This is a genomic window from Mesorhizobium sp. 10J20-29, assembly GCF_054130485.1.
Genome location: NZ_CP199156.1, coordinates 230,018 through 247,888, shown reverse-complemented (window position 1 = coordinate 247,888; position 17,871 = coordinate 230,018). Strand labels below are relative to the sequence as shown.

The window sequence follows — 17,871 nt, the reverse complement described above, 5'->3', positions numbered from 1 at the left end:
TCGGGTCGTGCGCGAGGACCTCAAAAACTGGCAGGCCAGGCCGCGGCCGGAACGCAAAGTTCTGGAAGGTAGCCATGTGCGGCTGGAGCCGCTGAGCGCCGAGCGGCATGGCGACGGGCTCTACGCCGTGGCCACCGCGGCGGACGCAGAGGAGCGCTTCCTCTGGTTGTTCGAAAGCCGCCCGGAAAGCCGTGCGGCTTTCGACGCGTGGCTCGAGAAAGTCGAGGCCAGCGAAGATCCGCTGTTCTTCGCCATCATCGACAAGGCTACCGGACAGATCGCCGGGCGACAGACGCTGATGCGCATCGAGCCGGCGCATGGCGTGATCGAGATCGGCAGCATCCATTGGGGCGCAGCGATGGCGCGCAGGCCGGCCGCGACGGAGGCGCAGTTCCTTTTCGCGCGCTACGTTTTCGACGAACTCGGCTACCGGCGCTACGAGTGGAAGTGTCACAACCGCAACGAGCCTTCCAAGCGCGCGGCGGAACGCTTCGGCTTCACGTTCGAGGGGATTTTTCGCCAGCACATGGTCGCGAAGGGCGAAAACCGCGATACGGCATGGTATTCGATCATCGACAGCGAGTGGCCGGCGCTGCGAAAAGCATATGAGGGCTGGCTCGACCCGAGCAATTTTGATAGTGACGGAAACCAGAAGAGGCGCCTGGAGGACTTTCGTAAGTCTTTGGCGTGAAAGGTTATTTCGTTACAAGCGAGGTCGAGGTGGCAGCTTCTTCCTATCATGGCGGACATGGTCACGACCATGCCGGCCACGGCCATGCAGGCCACAGTCATGGATCGACAGACAAGAAGCGCGTGCTAATTGCCGCGGTCCTGACCGGCGGCTTCATGTTCGCGGAAGCGGCCGGCGGCCTGCTGACCGGATCGCTGGCGCTGCTGGCCGATGCCGGCCACATGCTGACCGATTCGGTGTCGCTTATGCTCGCCTGGTACGCGTTCCATCTCGCCGGGCGGGCTGCGACCTCGCGCCTGACCTATGGCTTCGACCGGCTGAAGACGCTGGTCGCCTACACCAACGGCATCGCCGTCTTTGCCATCGGCCTCTGGATCGTGGTCGAGGCCTTTCACCGGATCAACGAACCGTCGCCGGTGCTCGGGGGGCCGATGATGGTGATCGCCGCGGTGGGGCTCGGCGTCAACATCGCGGCGTTCTTCGTGCTGCATGGCGGCGACCGCGAGAACCTCAACATGCGCGGCGCGATCCTGCACGTGCTGGGCGACCTGCTCGGTTCGGTGGCCGCGATCGTGGCAGCGATCGTCATCATCACGACGGGATGGGTGCTGATCGATCCGTTGCTGTCGGGTCTCGTCGCGCTGCTGCTGTTCCGCAGCGCCTGGGCGCTGACGCGCGAGGCGGGCCATCTGCTGCTCGAGGGCGTGCCGGCGAGCCTCGACCGCGACGGCATTGCGCGCGATCTCGAAGCGCATGTAACGACTGTGCGCGAAGTGCACCACATGCACGTCTGGTCCATGGACGGGACGAAGAACATGGCAACGCTGCATGCCTGTCTGGTCGAAGGCGCCGACGCCGACGCGGCGGTGCGGTCGATCAAGCGGCGGCTGGCCGAGAGCCACGGCATCGAACACGCGACGGTAGAGCCGGAATTCGGCGCCTGTGCGGACGCGAAGCCGGAACACGAGCATCATTAGGCCGCGCTGGCGGCCGGCATTTCAGGGATTTTCGGGGGGAGACGGAATGGCAGGCAGGTTGAAGGGCAAGATTGCCGTGGTGACGGCGGCGGGGCAGGGCATCGGGCGCGCAATCGCCGAATGCCTGGTGGCCGAGGGCGCCACCGTCTACGCATCCGACGTTTCGCGCGACAAGCTCGAGGGTCTGGCGAAGGCGAAAAAGGCAAAGCTCGACGTGCTGTCGACCAAGGCCGTCGAGGCCTATGCGGCCAAGGTCGGGGCGGTGGATATCCTCGTCAACGTCGCCGGCTACGTGCATCACGGCACGGTGCTGACCACGAGCGAGAAGGACTGGGATTTTTCCTTCGACCTCAATGTGAAGTCCATGCACCGGACGATCAAGGCATTTCTGCCCGCCATGCTGGAGCGGGCCAAGGCGAGCGGCGGGACGAGTTCCATCGTCAACATCGCATCGGGCGCATCGTCGATCCGCGGCATCGCCAACCGCTATGCCTACGGCGCCAGCAAGGCGGCGGTGATCGGGCTGACCAAGGCTGTGGCTGCCGACTTCATCCGCGACGGCCTGCGCTGCAACGCGGTAGCGCCGGGCACCTTCCGCTCGCCCTCCTGGGAGGACCGCGTCGAGACGCTCGGCAAGGAATGGGGCAGCAAGGACAAGGCGCTCGAGATGTTCGTGCAGCGGCAGCCGACGGGTCGCATCGCCAGCGCGGCAGAGATCGCGCCGATCGTGGTCTACCTGGCCTCGGACGAGGCGGCCTTTACGACGGGTACCGTGATGAGCGTCGATGGCGGCTTTTCGCTGTGAGGGCGGTTTTGCAATGACCCCGGAAAACCGCAGTTCGGCGATTGCCGCGGCAGTTCTGCTCGCCGTGTTCGGCTTTGGCGCCTATTTCCTGCCGACGATCATGATCGCCGTCGGCAACCTTTCCACCGTAGCGGCAGGCGTCGTCGCGGTGGTTTTTGTCGCGGCATTCTTCCTGGTCTTCTGGCTGCGCGGCAGGAGCCAGAAGCGACGCGACGACCGGAACGACGGCTGAGCCGCTACGCGCTGAGGCTTGCCGTCAGCAGCAGCAGACCCAGCAGGAAGACGAAGGCCGCGCCGGCGATCTCGATGACGGTGTGCACGCGGTTGCCGGCACGCCCATCACCGGCATAGGCAACGGCCCAGTTCTTGGCGGTGACGGCAAGGGTGGCGAGCGTCGAAACCGTGATCGCGGTGCCGAGCGCCATGGCGAAGACCGACAGGACGCCACCGGCCCAGAGGCCGTTCAGGAACGCGAAGCTCAGCACGATCAGCGCACCGGAGCAGGGGCGCAGCCCGACGGCGGTGACCGCCGACCAGGCTGTCTTCCAGCTGAAGCGGTCGCCCGACAGCAAGGCCGGGTCCGGAGCGTGGCTGTGGCCGCAGCTGTCGCAGACCTCGCCCGCCGCATGGCCGTGGGCATGATGGTCGTGCGCGTGACCATGGTGACCATGTTGGTCATGGCCGTGCGAAGGGGCGGCATGAGCGTGTGCAGCCGACAGGCTGTGGCCCGGGCCAATGCCCAAGAGCCCCAGGACCAGCGGTCCGGCCTTGCGCCAAAGCAGCCATGCGCCGAACAGCGTGATCATGGCGAAGCTGGCGAGTTCGAGAAAGCCGGTGGCATCGGTCATCGATACCGAGGTGCCGCGCAGCACGAAAAAAGCCAGAGCCATGACGATGATTGCCGTCAGCGCCTGCAGGAAGGCGGAGACGAAGGAAAGCATGATGCCGCGCCGGAGCGCGACCTCGTTGGCGAGCATGTAGGAAGAGATCACCGCCTTGCCGTGGCCGGGGCCTGCGGCATGGAAAATGCCGTAGGCGAAGGACAGGCCGACAATCAGCCACAGCCTGCCGTTGTCGTCGCGCATCGCCTTCAAGGCGTCAGTCAGCGAGCGGTAGAATTCCTGCTGCCTGACGTTGATCCACTGCATCCAGTGGGCAAAGGGACCGGTAGACGTTGTGATCGCATCATTGTTGCCGATGCCCAGCGAGCTTGCCGCGTGGGCGTGGCCGAGGAAGTGCGATGCGACATAGGCGACCGCAATGATGGCGAAGGTGACACGGACGGTGGTCTTCTTCACGGGAGGCTAGCCCTGGGCCTGGCAGTTGAGTTCGAGGCGGGTGGCGAAGATCTTGCTGAGATCGGTGCCGGAGGGGTCGCTGAAGAAGGCGTCGGTGAGGCTTTCCTGGTTCTGGGAGATGGCCTCGTCGGGATCGGGCCTGACGACGGTGCGCGTGCAGCCCGCAGGCATGTCGGCGACCGCCATGTTGGCGTCCTCGGTGAAGTCGATCGCGGTGTAGAAGGTCGGATCGTAGACGCCGAAATCGACCTTGCCGCTGAGCGGAAGCGCCGCCTTCGGCTCGGATTCGAACATGACGATCAACTGGTCGTTGTCGTAGTTGGCCATGAGCTGCGGCGGCGGATTCATGGCCACGTCCTTGCCGTCGACCGACACGAGCTGGAAGTAGTTGAACTCTGCCAGCGACGCAAAGATCGTGTCGGAGACTTCCTTCAGTTCGCCATCGTCGAGCTTGAGGTCGCCATTCTGGTCGAACTCGACCAGAACCGTGCTCGAGAAGAGATCGTCGAAGCGCCAAAGGTGTCTGAGCGACTTGACCGTCCCGTCACCGTTGACGAGGACGTCCAGCCGTGCCTCCGCGAAGACGTGCGGATGGGCGCCGGCCGGTCCGGGCAACGACAATGCAGCAAGGGCTGCCAGGCCGACTAAGGTTTTCCGGGTCAAGGGCATCGCGTGTCACGGAGTTCGGATTGGACGGGACCGACAGTTACCACAAACCCGGCGAAATTGGGACCGGCGGTGCAATCACCCCTTTTCGTGGTCCTTGAACCATTGCACGAGAAAATCGACGAAGACCCGTACCTTGGCCGGCAGGTAGCGCCGGTGAGGGTAGACAGCAAAGATGCCGCCGCCCGGCAGCATGCGGTCGGTCAGGAGGGGAATCAGCCTTCCGGCCGCTATGTCGGGGGCGGCGATGAAGTCGGGCAGAATGGCGAAGCCGAGGCCGGCAACGGCTGCGGCGCGCGCGGCCATCGGGCTGTTTACCTCGATCGGACCGGTCACGCTGACGCTGACCTGGTCGCCGTCGTCGCCGAGAAAGGGCCAGTTCGACTTCCAGCGTCCGTTGGTATCGACGATGCAGGGCAGGTGCGCCAGGTCCTGCGGCCGCGTGGGTGTGCCGAGCCTTGCGATCAGGGCCAGCGATCCGCTGACGCCGACGGAGAAGGGCGAGAGCCGCCGGGCAATGAGGGAAGAGTTCTCGAGCCGCGAGATGCGGATCGCAAGGTCGAAGCCTTCCTCGACCAGATCGACGAAGCGGTCGTCAAGGTTGATGTCGAGCACGATGTCGGGATGCGCGACAGCGAAGTCGATGAGCGACTGGCCGATCGCCGCGTCGCCGAAGGTGCGGGGCGCCGACAGCTTGATGCGGCCGCGAACGTCGCCGGAAGATTCCCTGACGGTCTCGGCAAGGCTGTCCACCTCACGGATGATCTCGGTGGCACGCTGGAAATAGGTGTGACCGGTCTCGGTGAGCGAGAACTGGCGCGTCGTGCGGTTGAGCAGCAGGGCGCCGAGGTCGTCCTCCAGCTCGCGCACATATTTCGACAGCAGCGCCTTGGAGCGGCCGATCTTGCGGGCGGCCGCAGAAAACCCCTCCGCCTCGACGACGTCGATGAAGGCGCGCATGCGCGTCAGCGTATCCATCGGCTCATGCCCTCCCGACTGATTGCAGAATGGTGGAGGCCAGCCGGATCAGTGCCCGGTCGCTGCCGGGCGGGCCGAGCAGCGAGATGCCGAAAGGTGCGGCGTCCACTTCTCCGAGCGGAACCGTGATCTGCGGAAAGCCAGAGAGTCCGGACCAGCACAAAAGGCAGATGGCGCGTTCGCGAAAATCCTGAAACTGGTCCGCCGTGCCATTGCTCCTTGGTGCCACGCAGGGTGCGGTGGGCAGAATGATGAAGCCGTCGTCGCCCAGCATGTCGCGCAGGGTGGCGCGGAAGTCGTCCCGGCGCGCCGATTCGGCGGCTACCTCGTCGTCCGAGACGGTCCTGCCGAAGGCGAAACGGTCCAGAGTAGCCTTGCCGAGCTTGTCCTCGCGGCCGGAAATCCATGCGCCATGGGCCGCCCAGGCTTCCTTTGCCTGGATCTTGCGCATGCACCAGTAAAGCTCGTCGGTCGAATGGGGCGGCGATGGCAGGCGCGAGGGGCGGCCGGTGACGCCGGCGACGACATCCGTCAGCCGGCGGTATTCTTCAGTCTCGGCGGAGCCCTGGACGAGTTCATCAAGGCGATCCAGCGCAAGGGGCCGCGTAAGCGGTGTCGCGTGGCTGTCGGGCCCCAGCAGGACGTCGCCGACCTTGGCATACATGGCGGCGTCGCGCGCGAACCAGCCGAAGGTGTCGAAGGAGGGGGCGAGGGGCATGGTGCCGGCGAGCGAGATGCGGCCCTGCGTGGTGCGCAGCCCAATCAGGCCGCAGAAAGCCGCGGGAATGCGTATCGAGCCGCCGGTGTCGGAACCGGTGGCGATGTCGGCAAGGCCGCCGGCAACCGCAGCGACCGAACCCGACGAAGAACCGCCGGTTACCCGGCCCGGTGCTGCCGGGTTCACGGGGTGCGGAAAGTGAACGTTCTGGCCGAGCATCGAGAAAGCGAGTTCCTCGGTCTGCGTCTTGCCGGCGAATCGCGCGCCCGCATCCAGCAGCATCTGCACTGCCGGGGCAGTCGCCGTCGCCGGCATAGCCTCGGCGGACTTTTGCGGGTTGCCGCAGCCAGTGACGTAGCCTGCAACATCGAAGATGTCCTTCACGCCAAGCGAAAAGCCGGCGAGCGGGCCGGACGGCGCGTGCGGAACCGCGATGTCCGGCAGGTTGAGAAAGGCGTTCAGTCGATCGCGCATGCGCTGCATTGTTCAGGATCCGGATACAATGGCGGCAGCATTGTTCGCGCCTGGATTTTTTTCAAGCGAGGGTCGGTTTTTAATTGATTGTGAATGCCAGCGACTCTATATCCGCCTTGCCCAAAGTCGCACGTGCCTGTGGGTGTCCGCCGATCCTCGAATGGTGAGGGAAATCGGTAAGGTAACTGGAGCTAACCCCTCCAGCCGGTTCGACGGCCAACCGCCAAACCGGGGACACCTTGAAGCAACGACGGTGAGGGCCTTTCTGGTTCTCTTCCGGCTGTCCAAAAGCCGGGGTTACTGAAGAGGCACACCATCATTGCCGGCAGTGCGGAACGGGTCTCCCAATCCAAGCCAAGGCAGACAAAGCGGACCGGAGCCGGGCAGGCCGAGGTTCATCGCCGCGCGATACGCGCTCGTGAATCCGGGGTCTCCACCGGCTGGTTTCATGAGAAGCGACCGCGCCTTTGTCCACCGCGGACAGGCGTAGCCCGAGGGCACGCCGCCGCAGCCTGATTGCGCATGGAGAAATCCCTGCGATGGAGAGACCTATGGCCACCCAGCGCGTACTCGACTTCCTCGCCACCCGACGTCCCGCCGGCCCCTGCCTCGTCGTCGATCTCGACGTCGTGGGCGACAATTTCCGCGCCTTTGAAAAGGCGCTGCCGGACTCGAAGATCTACTATGCCGTGAAGGCCAACCCGGCGCCGGAAATCCTGCGCCTTCTTGCCTCGATGGGTTCGTCCTTCGACTGCGCCTCGGTCGCCGAGATCGAAATGGCGATGGATGCCGGCGCCTCCGCCGACCGCATCTCCTTCGGCAACACCATCAAGAAGGAGCGTGACATCGCGCGCGCCTTCGAACTCGGCATCCGGCTGTTCGCCGTCGATTGCGTCGAGGAGGTCGAGAAGATCGCGCGCGTTGCACAGGGTGCCCGCGTATTCTGCCGCGTGCTGACCGACGGCGAGGGCGCCGAGTGGCCGCTTTCGCGCAAGTTCGGCTGCGTGCCGGCGATGGCCGTCGACGTGCTGCGCCATGCCCGCAAGCTCGGCCTCGATGCCCATGGCGTATCCTTCCACGTCGGTTCGCAGCAGTGCGACCTGACCGCCTGGGACCGTGCGCTCGGCGACGCCAAGCAGGTGTTCGCGACGCTCGCCGAGGAAGGCATCGTGCTGAAGATGGTCAACATGGGCGGTGGGTTCCCGACCCGCTACCTGCGCGACGTGCCGGTTGCCCAGGCCTATGGCCAGGCGATCTTCGGCGCGCTGCGCAAGCACTTCGGCAACCAGATCCCCGAGACCATCATTGAGCCCGGTCGCGGCATGGTCGGCAATGCCGGCGTCATCAAGTCGGAAGTCGTGCTGATTTCGAAGAAGTCCGACAATGACAATGTGCGCTGGGTGTTCCTCGACATCGGCAAGTTCGGCGGTCTCGCCGAGACGATGGACGAGGCGATCCGCTACCCGATCGTGACGCAGCGCGACCAGGACGAGAAGGCGCCATGCGTGCTCGCCGGCCCGACCTGCGATTCGGCTGACGTGATGTACGAGAAGACGCCCTATCCGCTGCCGCTGTCGCTGACGATCGGCGACGAGGTGCTGATCGAGGGCACAGGCGCCTACACGACGACCTATGCCTCGGTCGCCTTCAACGGCTTCGAGCCGCTCCGATCCTACGTGATCTGACGGCTCGCAAGAGCCCGAAAGGTCACGCGACGCCGGAACAGAACCTCCGGCGTCGGGTTGCATTGTTCGCGGATGGTGTCCGCACGACCAGGATCACGCAAATGGAAATCGCATTCGGCCAGCCGGCGGTCGTTCCGGCACTGACCATCGCAATCGAAAACGAGGGCGACATCGCTGCCCGCGAGTTGCTGCTTGCGCGCGCCATGGGCCCAAAGTGGAAGAAGAAGTCGTCGCAGAAGCTCCGGCGCGGCCGCCGCCCCTCCGAAGGCCTGTCCTTCGTCGCGCGTGACGCGGAGGGCCGGCTCGTCGGCACCGTCAGGCTGTGGGACGTTTCGATGGGCGCGGGTGGTCCGGCTGCGCTGCTGCTCGGCCCCTTGGCCGTAGACCCGTCGCTTAAGGGCGCCGGTGTCGGCTCGGCGCTGATGAAGCATGCCGTGGCCGAAGTGGAACGTCTCGGCCACAGGGTCATCCTGCTCGTCGGCGACGCGGCCTATTATGCGCGCTTCGGATTCTCGGCGCAGAATACGGGCAACCTGGCGATGCCGGGCCCCTTTGAGCGAGAGCGGTTCCTGGCGCTTGAACTTGCGCCGGGCGCCATCGGCGCGGCCAGCGGGACGCTGAAGGCGACCGGCCGCAAGGCGCGGGTGCTGACGGCCGGTACGATGCGCCGGGCAGCGTAGAGCGCTGCCCCCGCGTTCAGCCGATGAACTGGCTGAGTGCCATGGCGACAGACATGTCGCCTTCGACCTTGAGCTTGCCGGTCATGAAGGCGGTGGTCGGGCTGAGGTCGCCAGAGATCAGCCCCTCGAGGTCTTCGAGCGACAGTTTGATGGTGCAGTCGGTCGGTGCGTCGGTGGTGGAGACCGTCTCGCCGTCGATGACGAGGACGCCGTCCGAACCGGTGTCGAACTTGACGGATTGCTCGAAGCCCGAGGATTCGACTTTCGGCCTGATCTGATCCGCGATCGCCTGGATGCCCATTGCGCTCTCCTGTCTGGTTTTGCCGCGCTGCGCGCAGGCGAAGTTGCAGTTTGAAAGGGCCGCTCGTGCCCGTCAACGCGCATATAGCGTCGGCGGATGCACGACGGCAACCGTCCGCAGGGGAAGCGCCGTGACGGCCTAGTGTTCCTTGAAGTTCTTCGACATCTCGCGGGCGGTCTCGCCGGCCTGCATCTTGCGACGGATGGTGTTGTCGCGGATTTCTTCCTTGGACAGGAAGTCGACCTGCTCGATCAGCACCTCGTTGACCACGTCCTCGCCGATGCGCTTGTTGATGCTGTCGCGCAGGCCCGCGCGGAAAGCGTCAAGGTCGAGTGTCTCGTGGTTGACGAAATCGAGCTGCGGATTGCCGTAGACGTAGCTGTAGATCTCGTCGGTGAAGAGCGCGGCCGCCGGCACAGAGAGCCGGGCGAGGCTCTTCGCCTCGCCGGTGTAGACAAGCCGGGTCAGGAAGTAGCCGCCAATGCGGCCGCCGCGCAGGACCGGCACCGAGACGATGTCCGTCTTGACGTAGTCGAGACCGCCGAGCAGCGGGGCCGGCGCCGGCGCGTCGATCTTCGCCGATGCCATCTGGAACGAGTAGAATACGGCGCCGATGGCGACCGCGCAGACCCAGATGGCTGCGACGACGAACTTGATCATCGCGCGTAGCCGAACTCGCCGGCCGAATAGGTGCCGTCGGTCTCGGCATGCTGGATGGCGTTCTGCATCAGCGTGGCGATTTCGTTGACGGCGTTGAGATGCGCCCGGATGGCGGCCTCGTTGGTGGCCAGCTTGCCGCGCAACCGCTCGAGATCCTCGCGGTGCTCGACCGGCGGCGCGATGCCGCCGGCGCCTTTCAGGGCGCGCGTCAGTTCGTAGAGGAAACGGCTCTTGCGGGCGTTCGACGCCTTGATGTCGAAGTTGATGTCGGTGCGGATCGACGAGGTCTCCTCGTCCACTGCTTCCTCGATGCGGCCGATGAGGACGCCGAGATTGCCGGGCTGCTGCTGCGCCGGCTCTACGTGGGAGGGCCGGACCGCCAGGTCCTGGCCGGGAATGCCTTGCTGATACATCATGTTCACCCGCGATCGGTTCCGTTGGGGCCCGGGCCGGACAGGATCTGGACGAGCGACTCGTTCAGCCTGTGCAGCATTTCGTCGATGAGGGCCGGGGAGAGTTCAGCCGGAGGCGCCGCCGGCGCTGCGCCAGTGGCACCGGTGGCCGGTTCGGCGGCCTTTGCCTTTTCGGCCTGCCGGTAGCGGTCGCCCAGAACGCGGTCGGCGATTCCGATGCCGCCACGCTCGGCGATCGAGTCGGCGACCTTCTCGGCAAGCTGCGACTTCCACATGTCACCGGCTATGCCCTTGCCGTAAATGGATTCACCGTCCCGGGGCAGCATGTTCTGGATGAAGGTCTGCAGCACCATCGCCTCGAAGCGCTTGAAGCTCTCCGGCGTCGGCGTCCTGGCGCCATCGTTCCCGGTCGCGGCGGGCGCGTGCCGGCTGGCGACGGCGAAGGGCTCAGCCGGGGCGCCAGTCTTTGCCGCGCGTTGCGCAAGCGCCGCACGGGCCGCCTCGACGCCGGCCGGATCGGCGGCGCGCGCGACGTCCAGTACGATATCGCTGGGTGGTGAGATCGCCAAGAAGTGCTGTTCCTTGCCTCTTTTCAGGTGCCGATAATGGACCGGTAAACTTGCGGCAACCTTACTTGCCGTGCCCCCGGGGAACGAGCCGCTGGCCGATGATGTCGAGCCGCTCGCGGTCGCTCCGCTGGCGCTCGTCCTCCATCTGGACCTCGCGGTAGGAGCGCTCGACCATGTTGGTGCGGGCCGTCGCGGTGGCGAGGCGCGTTGCCTCCTTCTCGGCCATGGTCCGGTTCGCCTGCTCGCGCGCCAGCGCCTCGCCGATACGGCGGTGATAGATGTCGGGAAACAGTGCCGACATGGTTTCGTTGGCATCGAAGCGTTCAACCAGTTCGGCGGCGTCCTGTTTGGCCGTCGCGGCCTCGGCAATGAAACCGGCGCGGCGCACTTCGTGCAGCGCCTTGAGCTGCTGCTGGACAGCGAGGAGTTTCTTCAGCCGTTCGACGCGCGAGGTCATGTTGCTAGCGTCCAATCGTGATGTCGACGAAGCCGTCGGCGAACAGGCTGAGCATGGTGCCCAGGCCGAAATAGATGAGAATCAGGCCGCCCGCGATGACGAAGGGCAGCGAGATGAAGTAGACCGGAATCTGCGGCACCAGCTTGTTGACGAAACCGACGGTTAGGTTGACCAGCAGCGAATAGGCAACGAACGGGCTGCCGAGCCGCAGCACCACGAAGAAGGATTCCGACACCGTGTCGGCAATGTCGACGAGCGCGCCCTGCGGCCTGAACAGCACGTCGATAGGCGCCACGCGGTAGGAATTGACGAGCGCCCGGATGATCTCGTGGTGGAAGTCGAAGGTGAAGAGCAAGAGCAGCGCCGACAGCGAGATGATGCTGGCGAGGGCTGCCTGTGGCTCGCCCTCCTCGATGCTCGGACCGGCAACGCCGCTGAAACCGATCAGCATGGCGATGGCCGATCCCATGAACTGCAGCGCCATGATGTAGATTCTCGCCATCACGCCAATCAGCGCGCCGACCAGCACCTCCGAGATGATCATCGGTGCGAGTTCGTCCGGCCGACGGCTGACGAAGGGGAGTATCTGGTCCGAAAGATGGATGAGCAGGCCGAAGGTCGCGGCGATCGCGACATAGAGCCTTATCTGCATCGGTACGCGGGCGCTCGACAGGCCCGGCATCAGCATGAAGCAACCGCCGATGCGGCAGAAGGCGAGAAACGCCGCGATGACGACGCCATCCAGCGTTGCGTTCAAGATATGGTTCCGAGGATGCGCAGCTCGACGCCCTTTGCGATCTCGACATGGCTGAGAACCGGAAGCGTGGCGAAGAGGCGCTCGATGATCATCCGCACATAGGGCCGCGCGTCCGGCGCGGTGACCAGCACGAACCGCTCGCCGGCATCGAGATGGGTTCGGATGGCCTTGGTCGCTTCCTGGCCGAATTCCTCGAGCTGGCGCGGGTCGATGTCGAATTCGCGGATCTCGCCCTTGGCGTCCCGCTTCAGGCTCTGGTGGAAGGCGAGGTCCCAGCGGTTGCCGAGGCGCAGTACCTTCAACACGCCGCCCTCGGTGAGGTCGCCGCAGATCTGCTGCGCCATGCGAACGCGGACATGCTCGACGATCTGCTCGGTGCGACGGACATGCGGAGCGATCTCGGCGATGGCCTCGATGATGAGGTGCAGGTTGCGGATCGAGACACGTTCGGCGAGCAGCAGCTTCAGCACCGCCTGCAGGCCCGGATAGGAGATGTGCGTGGTGCAGATTTCGTCGGCGAGCTTGCGGTATTCCGGATCCTGGCGCTCGAGCAGCGCCTTCATGTCCTTGTAGGAGAGGAGCTGCGGCAGGTTGTTGCGGATCACCTCGGAAAGGTGCGTGAGCAGAACCGACATGTTGTCGGCGAAGGTATACTGCTCGCGCTTGAGGTCCTCGGAGAACATTTCGGGCACCGACCATGCGCGCATGCCGAAGGCGGGCTCGCGCACTTCCTCGCCGGGAATGTCCGGCACTTCGCGGTTGCCGAGCAGCACCATCACTTCGCCGACGCGCAGCGAGTGTTCGGCGACGACGGTGCCGTGCACCTTGATCTGGTAGCTCTTCGAGGGGATCGCGAAATCGTCGGTCAGCCGGACCTCGGGCACGACGAAGCCGTACTGGGTGGCGAACTTCTTGCGCATCTTGCTCATGCGGAAAGCAAGTTCCTGGTGCGCGACGATCAGCTTCGTCGAGAGCTGCTTGCCGATCAGGAGCTCGATCTCGGCGGTGGCCAGGGAGGCCTTGACCGAGTTCTTGTCCTCGTCGGCCTTGACGGCCTCGGCCTGCTTCTTCTCGGCCTCGGCAGCAGCGATGCGCTGCTCGCGGCGCTGCGGGATGATGTAGCCGATGGCAGCCATGGCGCCGGCAAGCGATACGAAGGGCAGCATCGGCAGGCCGGGCATGGTCGACAGCAGCAGGAGCAGCGCCCCGGCGACGTAGAGGGCGCGGGGATAGGCGCCGAGCTGGCCGAAGACGGCCTTGTCGGTCGAGCCGCGCGTGCCGCCCTTGGAGACCAGCAGGCCTGCGGCAAGCGAGATGATGAGCGCGGGGATCTGCGTCACCAGGCCGTCGCCGACCGACAGCTTGATGAAGACGTCAGAGGCCTCGCCCATGGACATGTCATGGCGGAAATAGCCGATGGTGATGCCGCCGACGATGTTGATGAAGGTGATGATCAGACCGGCGATGGCGTCGCCGCGCACGAACTTGGAAGCACCATCCATCGAACCGAAGAATGAGCTTTCCTCCTCGAGTTCGCGGCGGCGGTGCTGCGCCTGCTTGTCGTCGATCATGCCGGCCGAGAGATCGGCGTCGATCGACATCTGCTTGCCGGGAATGGCGTCCAGCGTGAAGCGCGCGCCAACCTCGGCGATACGCGTGGCGCCCTTGGTGATGACGATGAAATTGACGATCACCAGGATCATGAAGACGATCAGACCGATGACGAAATCGCCGCTCATGACGAGCTGGGCGAAGCCGCTGATGACGTAGCCGGCCGCGTGCGTCCCGTCATTGCCCTCCGACAGGATCATGCGCGTGGTGGCGATGTTGAGCGACAGGCGCAACATGGTCGAGATCAGCAGGATCGTGGGGAATGACGAGAAATCGAGCGGCCGCTGGATCCACAGCGCGACCATCAGGATGAGGACCGAGAGCGCGATCGAGAAGGCGAGGCCGACGTCGATCAGGAAGGCCGGAATCGGCAGGAACAGCACCGCAAGGATGACGACGATGCCGAGCGCGAAGAACACATCGCGTGCGTTCTTGGCGACGGGATCCGGCGTGATTGTTTCTGCGATCGCCATGTTCACCCAGGCCGGTTGCGAAAGCCGGCGCGCGCCATGCGCGATCCGGCCCGACCAGACTAGGCCGCCAAGCTTGTGCGAAGGTGGGCCGGAAGGGCGACCGGTGCCGCCCTTCCGCGCAGGTCAGAACACTTTGTCGACGGACAGGCCGAGCGCCATCGAGCCGGCGTAGGTCGCCTGCGGGCCCTGCTGCAGCGGATGGAAGCGGGCGCCCTGGATGTCGCGGAAGCGCCGCTCAAGCCCGTTCGAACGGTAGAATCCGGCGCCGCCCGCAAGTTCCAGCGCCAGTTCCACGGTGCGGATGGCGTTTTCGGCAACCAGCGAGCGGCCGATCATCACCTCGTTGATCGAGTTTGCCGAGGGGGCGTTCTGGTTGGCGGTCTCGACCATGTGGCGGTGCGCCATCTGCGCGGCGCGCAGGCTGGTGTCCATGCGCCCGGCGAGCGACACCAGGTGCTGGTCGGGGGCCTTCCTGCCGGCCAGCCCGATGGCGATGTCGCGGGCGCTCTCGGCGACGCCGAGATAGGCCGCGTAGATCAGCGGAAAGGCGATCGTCGCGATGATGTGGAACAGCGGGTGCCACTCGCCGCTGTTTCTCGCCACCGCCACCCCGGCGTCGGGGATGAAGAGGTCCTCGATGACGACGTCGTTGGAGCCGGTGCCGCGCATGCCGAGGGTGCGCCAGGTCTCGACGACCTTCACTTCCGGCGCCTTCATCGGCACGGCAAAGTGCAGCACCTTTGCCGGTTCCTCGCCCTCCAGAATGGCGCCCGTCATCAGCAGGTCGCCGGCCTCCGCGCCCGAGGTGAAAACCTTGCGCGCGGTGACCCTGTAGCCGCCGTCGACCTTGACGGCCTTGCCAGAGCCGGCGATCCAGTCGGAACCGCCGCTCGACAGCAGGATGAGCTTTTCCGAAGCGACCCGCTTCAGTAGCGGCTCGACGGCGGCGATCTTCTGATAGCGCCAGCGCCAGGCCGGAATGGCGACCTGGTGGGTGTGCATGGAAAAGGCGAGTGCGGTAGAGCTGCAGCCATGTGCGATCTCGCGCAGCATGTCGCAGAGTTCTGCGAGCTCGGCGCCCTTGCCGCCGAATTCGACGGGCACGCCCGCCTCGACCAGGCCTGCCGCCTTCAGAGCTTCGTAGTTGGCGGCCACGAAGCGATCGTTCTCGTCACAATCTGCCGCCCGCCCGGCGAAGTCCGGGGCGAGGCGGCGCGCGATGGCGGCGACGCTTTCGGATCCGTTGGTTTTCGGACTCGAGATCTGGCTTGCGATGGTCATGGCGATGGTAGTCCTCCTGTTTCTATCGCTCGACCATCAGCCTCCAATGACGTAGGGTCCAGTATCGGAACTGTACTGGCGCTCGACGCGGTTACATTCTCGAGCGCCCCGACGACAATGTCCTGAAACCCCGGCTGTCCACACTCGGACGGGTGGCAGGAGGCATTACGTCAGAAGCAGGGGACGGAAGGATGGAACGAGGCGGTTATGGGCAGTTTTGCCCGGTTTCCATGGCGGCGGAGATATTCTGTGCGCGCTGGACCCCGCTGGTCATGCGGGAATTGCTGGCCGGCACGACGCGTTTCAACGACCTCAGGCGCGGCGTGCCGCGCATGTCGCCGGCGCTTCTTTCGAAACGGCTGAAGGATCTGGAAAAGGCCGGCATCGTGTCCGTGTCGCGCGATGGCAGCGGCGTCGAATACACGCTGACACCGGCCGGGGAAGACCTGCGCGAGATCGTGATGGGCCTGGGTTTCTGGGGCACACGCTGGGTTGAATCGCAGCTTTCGCTGCGCAATCTCGATCCGTCGCTGCTGATGTGGGACATGCGCCGCAACCTGGTCATCGAGCCGTTGCCGCGCCGGAAATGCACGATACAGTTTCAGTATCCCGAATTGCCGGCGACAAGACAGAATTTCTGGCTGGTCGTCGAAGAAGGCACAGTCGACCTGTGCGCCTTCGACCCGGGATTCGAGGTCGACCTGCTGGTTCGTACGCCCCTGAGGACGATGACCGCGATCTGGATGGGAATAGCGAAACTGCGCCATGAGATCGAGAACGGCAATCTCGAGATCGACGGCGATCCGACAATATCCGGCGCGATGCAGAGCTGGCTGGGGCTCAGCCCCTTTGCGACGGAAACCAGCCGTGTCCGCCAGCCGGCCCTGCGGGCGGTCTAGAAGCCGGTTTCGATGCGCTCGAAGATGACGTTGGCGAAGGCCGAGATCTGGCTGCCCATGAAGGGGCCGGTGAAGGCAACCACCAGCATGATGGCGATGATCTTCGGCACGAAGGTGAGCGTGATTTCCTGAATCTGCGTCAGCGCCTGGACAAGTGCGATGCCGACGCCGACGAGCATTGCCGCAGCGACCGCGGGGCCGCATGCCGTCAGTACCGTCCAGATAGCGAACTGGACGATATCGAGGGCATCGGCCTCGTTCACGCCGGCGTGCCCGAGATGGTGATGCCGGTGCCGACCGTGATCTCCTTGCCGCCTTCGAGCACGGCGACCATGCCGTTGGACGTCAGGCGCACTTCCTCGACCTTGCCGCTGACCTTGCCATCGGCTGAGGTGACGGTGCGCCCGATGAGCGCGTCGGCCTGGCCAAGCACGGAAGACTGCAGCATCTGGTCGAGCTTGCTGTTCATCTGGACCGACTGCTCGACCTGGCTGAAGGCGGCAAGCTGGGCCATGTACTGGGTGGAGTCCATGGGATCCGTCGGATCCTGGTTCTTCATCTGGGCGACCAGCAGCTTGAGGAAGGACTGGTAGTCGACCTGGGTCTTGGAGGCAGCGTCAGTCGCTGCCGTCGGCGGTGCACTGGTTGCGCTGGTGACGTTCATCTCTTTCCCCCCTGGGCCATCATCTTCGGCTCGCTCGATGGCTGGTCGTCATTGTCGCTCAGGGCCTTCCTCTCGATCGGATAGAGCGAGCGGATCGCCTTCAGGGCCTCATAGACATGGCCCTCGCCGACCATCTGGTCGATGTGCTTGAGCGTACCGGTGATCTCGGGATCGCTGAAGCTTGCCAGCATCAGCGGCAGCGAGCGGCGGAACATCTCATAGGCGTCGCCCGCACCGCTCGGATTCATCAGCATGACCTGCAGGATGAAATAGAGCTGGCGCAGCGGCGTCGACGCTTCGTCGATCTGCAGCACGTGACTCTCGAGCAGGAATTGCACGTCGTTTAGCAGTTCGAGCGTCACCTTGCGGTCGACGCGGATGACGGCGCCGTTGAGATAGATCTTCTCGTTCGGCTTGAGCGATATCTTCAAAGTGTTCTTCATTGGATTCCATCCCGGATGATCTGGGAGACCTCGATCAGGCCTTCGAAATTGTCGGATCGGCCCTGGCGCACCTCCTCGGCCTCGCGCAACAGCCACAGGCCGATGGAGATCAGGTTGGCGCGCAGCTCCTTGGGCAGTGCGTTGTCGGGGCTGCCGAGGTCCTCGACGAAGGAGGTCCATACGCGGTTCATGAAGTGGAGGGCTTCGATGGCCTCCATCGAGTCCGTGCCGACGGCTCGTGCGGCGATCAGCATGTCGATCGAGCGCGTCAGCAGCTGGCGTTCGCGATCCTTGGCATCGGCGACGGAGTCGGTCTGGATGTCGGCGTAAGAGAATTGATACATGTCGTGTCCGTCTGGCGTCGCCGCTGG

23 protein-coding genes are annotated in these 17,871 nt (G+C 64.8%); 7 read left to right on the top strand and 16 right to left on the bottom strand.

Features of this window, described 5'->3' with window-relative positions; translation table 11 throughout:
• The first annotated feature begins 7 nt into the window (after positions 1-7).
• From ACT2BZ_RS01255 to ACT2BZ_RS01240, 4 genes are read left to right on the top strand one after another with little or no spacing between them, the layout of a single operon-like run.
• A complete protein-coding gene (locus ACT2BZ_RS01255) occupies positions 8-691 on the top strand; it encodes a GNAT family N-acetyltransferase (RefSeq protein ID WP_457938713.1) in 684 nt (227 codons plus the stop codon).
• Positions 688-1,668, top strand: a complete 981-nt coding sequence (locus ACT2BZ_RS01250) for a cation diffusion facilitator family transporter (RefSeq protein ID WP_457938711.1) — start codon at positions 688-690, stop codon at positions 1,666-1,668. The genes ACT2BZ_RS01255 and ACT2BZ_RS01250 overlap by 4 nt, the downstream gene beginning before the upstream one ends.
• Before the next feature lie 46 nt (positions 1,669-1,714).
• A complete protein-coding gene (locus tag ACT2BZ_RS01245) occupies positions 1,715-2,473 on the top strand; it encodes an SDR family oxidoreductase (RefSeq protein WP_457938709.1) in 759 nt (252 codons plus the stop codon).
• Positions 2,474-2,486: 13 nt separating this feature from the next.
• On the top strand, positions 2,487-2,705 hold the full coding sequence (locus ACT2BZ_RS01240; RefSeq protein ID WP_457938707.1) for a hypothetical protein: 219 nt from the start codon (positions 2,487-2,489) through the stop codon (positions 2,703-2,705).
• A gap of 4 nt (positions 2,706-2,709) precedes the next feature.
• Here the strand turns inward: ACT2BZ_RS01240 and ACT2BZ_RS01235 are convergent, their stop codons facing one another.
• The 4 genes from ACT2BZ_RS01235 to ACT2BZ_RS01220 all read right to left on the bottom strand — a co-directional run bounded on the left by ACT2BZ_RS01235 (position 2,710) and on the right by ACT2BZ_RS01220 (position 6,616).
• Positions 2,710-3,771: a nickel/cobalt transporter gene (locus ACT2BZ_RS01235; protein ID WP_457938706.1), complete on the bottom strand. Its 1,062-nt coding sequence runs from the start codon at positions 3,769-3,771 to the stop codon at positions 2,710-2,712.
• A gap of 6 nt (positions 3,772-3,777) precedes the next feature.
• Positions 3,778-4,440 carry a DUF1007 family protein gene (locus ACT2BZ_RS01230; protein WP_457938705.1) on the bottom strand — a complete coding sequence of 221 codons (663 nt, stop codon included), beginning with the start codon at positions 4,438-4,440 and terminating at the stop codon, positions 3,778-3,780.
• A gap of 75 nt (positions 4,441-4,515) precedes the next feature.
• Positions 4,516-5,415 carry a LysR family transcriptional regulator gene (locus ACT2BZ_RS01225; RefSeq protein ID WP_457938704.1) on the bottom strand — a complete coding sequence of 300 codons (900 nt, stop codon included), beginning with the start codon at positions 5,413-5,415 and terminating at the stop codon, positions 4,516-4,518.
• 4 nt (positions 5,416-5,419) lie between these two features.
• Positions 5,420-6,616, bottom strand: a complete 1,197-nt coding sequence (locus tag ACT2BZ_RS01220; protein ID WP_457938702.1) for an amidase — start codon at positions 6,614-6,616, stop codon at positions 5,420-5,422.
• 542 nt (positions 6,617-7,158) lie between these two features.
• Here ACT2BZ_RS01220 and odc2 point away from each other — a divergent pair.
• Both odc2 and ACT2BZ_RS01210 read left to right on the top strand, forming a co-directional pair.
• A complete protein-coding gene (odc2, locus tag ACT2BZ_RS01215) occupies positions 7,159-8,292 on the top strand; it encodes an ornithine/lysine decarboxylase (protein ID WP_457938701.1) in 1,134 nt (377 codons plus the stop codon).
• A gap of 101 nt (positions 8,293-8,393) precedes the next feature.
• Positions 8,394-8,972: a GNAT family N-acetyltransferase gene (locus ACT2BZ_RS01210; RefSeq protein ID WP_457938700.1), complete on the top strand. Its 579-nt coding sequence runs from the start codon at positions 8,394-8,396 to the stop codon at positions 8,970-8,972.
• A 16-nt stretch (positions 8,973-8,988) separates the two neighbouring features.
• Here ACT2BZ_RS01210 and ACT2BZ_RS01205 read toward each other — a convergent pair whose 3' ends face one another.
• The 8 genes from ACT2BZ_RS01205 to ACT2BZ_RS01170 all read right to left on the bottom strand — a co-directional run bounded on the left by ACT2BZ_RS01205 (position 8,989) and on the right by ACT2BZ_RS01170 (position 15,494).
• Positions 8,989-9,273: an SCP2 sterol-binding domain-containing protein gene (locus ACT2BZ_RS01205; protein ID WP_457938698.1), complete on the bottom strand. Its 285-nt coding sequence runs from the start codon at positions 9,271-9,273 to the stop codon at positions 8,989-8,991.
• Between the two features lie 138 nt (positions 9,274-9,411).
• Positions 9,412-9,933 (bottom strand): hypothetical protein, encoded by a 522-nt coding sequence (locus ACT2BZ_RS01200; RefSeq protein ID WP_457938697.1) that lies wholly within the window; start codon positions 9,931-9,933, stop codon positions 9,412-9,414.
• Positions 9,930-10,349, bottom strand: a complete 420-nt coding sequence (locus tag ACT2BZ_RS01195; RefSeq protein WP_457938695.1) for a hypothetical protein — start codon at positions 10,347-10,349, stop codon at positions 9,930-9,932. The genes ACT2BZ_RS01200 and ACT2BZ_RS01195 overlap by 4 nt, the downstream gene beginning before the upstream one ends.
• 2 nt (positions 10,350-10,351) lie before the next feature.
• Positions 10,352-10,915, bottom strand: coding sequence for a rod-binding protein (locus ACT2BZ_RS01190; protein WP_457938693.1), 564 nt, complete (start codon positions 10,913-10,915; stop codon positions 10,352-10,354).
• A gap of 61 nt (positions 10,916-10,976) precedes the next feature.
• Positions 10,977-11,372 (bottom strand): hypothetical protein, encoded by a 396-nt coding sequence (locus ACT2BZ_RS01185; protein WP_457938691.1) that lies wholly within the window; start codon positions 11,370-11,372, stop codon positions 10,977-10,979.
• Positions 11,373-11,376: 4 nt separating this feature from the next.
• Positions 11,377-12,060 (bottom strand): flagellar biosynthetic protein FliR, encoded by a 684-nt coding sequence (gene fliR, locus ACT2BZ_RS01180; protein WP_457941442.1) that lies wholly within the window; start codon positions 12,058-12,060, stop codon positions 11,377-11,379.
• Positions 12,061-12,125: 65 nt separating this feature from the next.
• Positions 12,126-14,213, bottom strand: coding sequence for a flagellar biosynthesis protein FlhA (gene flhA, locus ACT2BZ_RS01175; protein WP_457938690.1), 2,088 nt, complete (start codon positions 14,211-14,213; stop codon positions 12,126-12,128).
• A 123-nt stretch (positions 14,214-14,336) separates the two neighbouring features.
• Positions 14,337-15,494: an acyl-CoA dehydrogenase family protein gene (locus tag ACT2BZ_RS01170; RefSeq protein ID WP_457938689.1), complete on the bottom strand. Its 1,158-nt coding sequence runs from the start codon at positions 15,492-15,494 to the stop codon at positions 14,337-14,339.
• Between the two features lie 191 nt (positions 15,495-15,685).
• Here ACT2BZ_RS01170 and ACT2BZ_RS01165 point away from each other — a divergent pair, with 191 nt between their 5' ends.
• Positions 15,686-16,393 (top strand): winged helix-turn-helix transcriptional regulator, encoded by a 708-nt coding sequence (locus tag ACT2BZ_RS01165; RefSeq protein ID WP_457938687.1) that lies wholly within the window; start codon positions 15,686-15,688, stop codon positions 16,391-16,393.
• Here the strand turns inward: ACT2BZ_RS01165 and fliQ are convergent.
• Genes fliQ through flaF form a run of 4 tightly spaced genes read right to left on the bottom strand, consistent with a single transcriptional unit; the run spans position 16,390 to position 17,844 of the window.
• Positions 16,390-16,656, bottom strand: coding sequence for a flagellar biosynthesis protein FliQ (fliQ, locus tag ACT2BZ_RS01160; protein WP_457938686.1), 267 nt, complete (start codon positions 16,654-16,656; stop codon positions 16,390-16,392). The genes ACT2BZ_RS01165 and fliQ overlap by 4 nt on opposite strands.
• Complete coding sequence (gene flgD / locus ACT2BZ_RS01155; protein WP_457938684.1) at positions 16,653-17,057, bottom strand: flagellar hook assembly protein FlgD; 405 nt, start codon at positions 17,055-17,057, stop codon at positions 16,653-16,655. Before flgD ends, fliQ begins: the two co-directional genes overlap by 4 nt.
• The gene (flbT, locus tag ACT2BZ_RS01150; RefSeq protein WP_457938683.1) at positions 17,054-17,500 is read right to left on the bottom strand and encodes a flagellar biosynthesis repressor FlbT; all 447 of its coding nucleotides are present in this window, start codon (positions 17,498-17,500) and stop codon (positions 17,054-17,056) included. The genes flgD and flbT overlap by 4 nt, the downstream gene beginning before the upstream one ends.
• Positions 17,497-17,844, bottom strand: coding sequence for a flagellar biosynthesis regulator FlaF (gene flaF, locus ACT2BZ_RS01145; protein WP_457938681.1), 348 nt, complete (start codon positions 17,842-17,844; stop codon positions 17,497-17,499). Before flaF ends, flbT begins: the two co-directional genes overlap by 4 nt.
• Between the last annotated feature and the right edge of the window lie 27 nt (positions 17,845-17,871).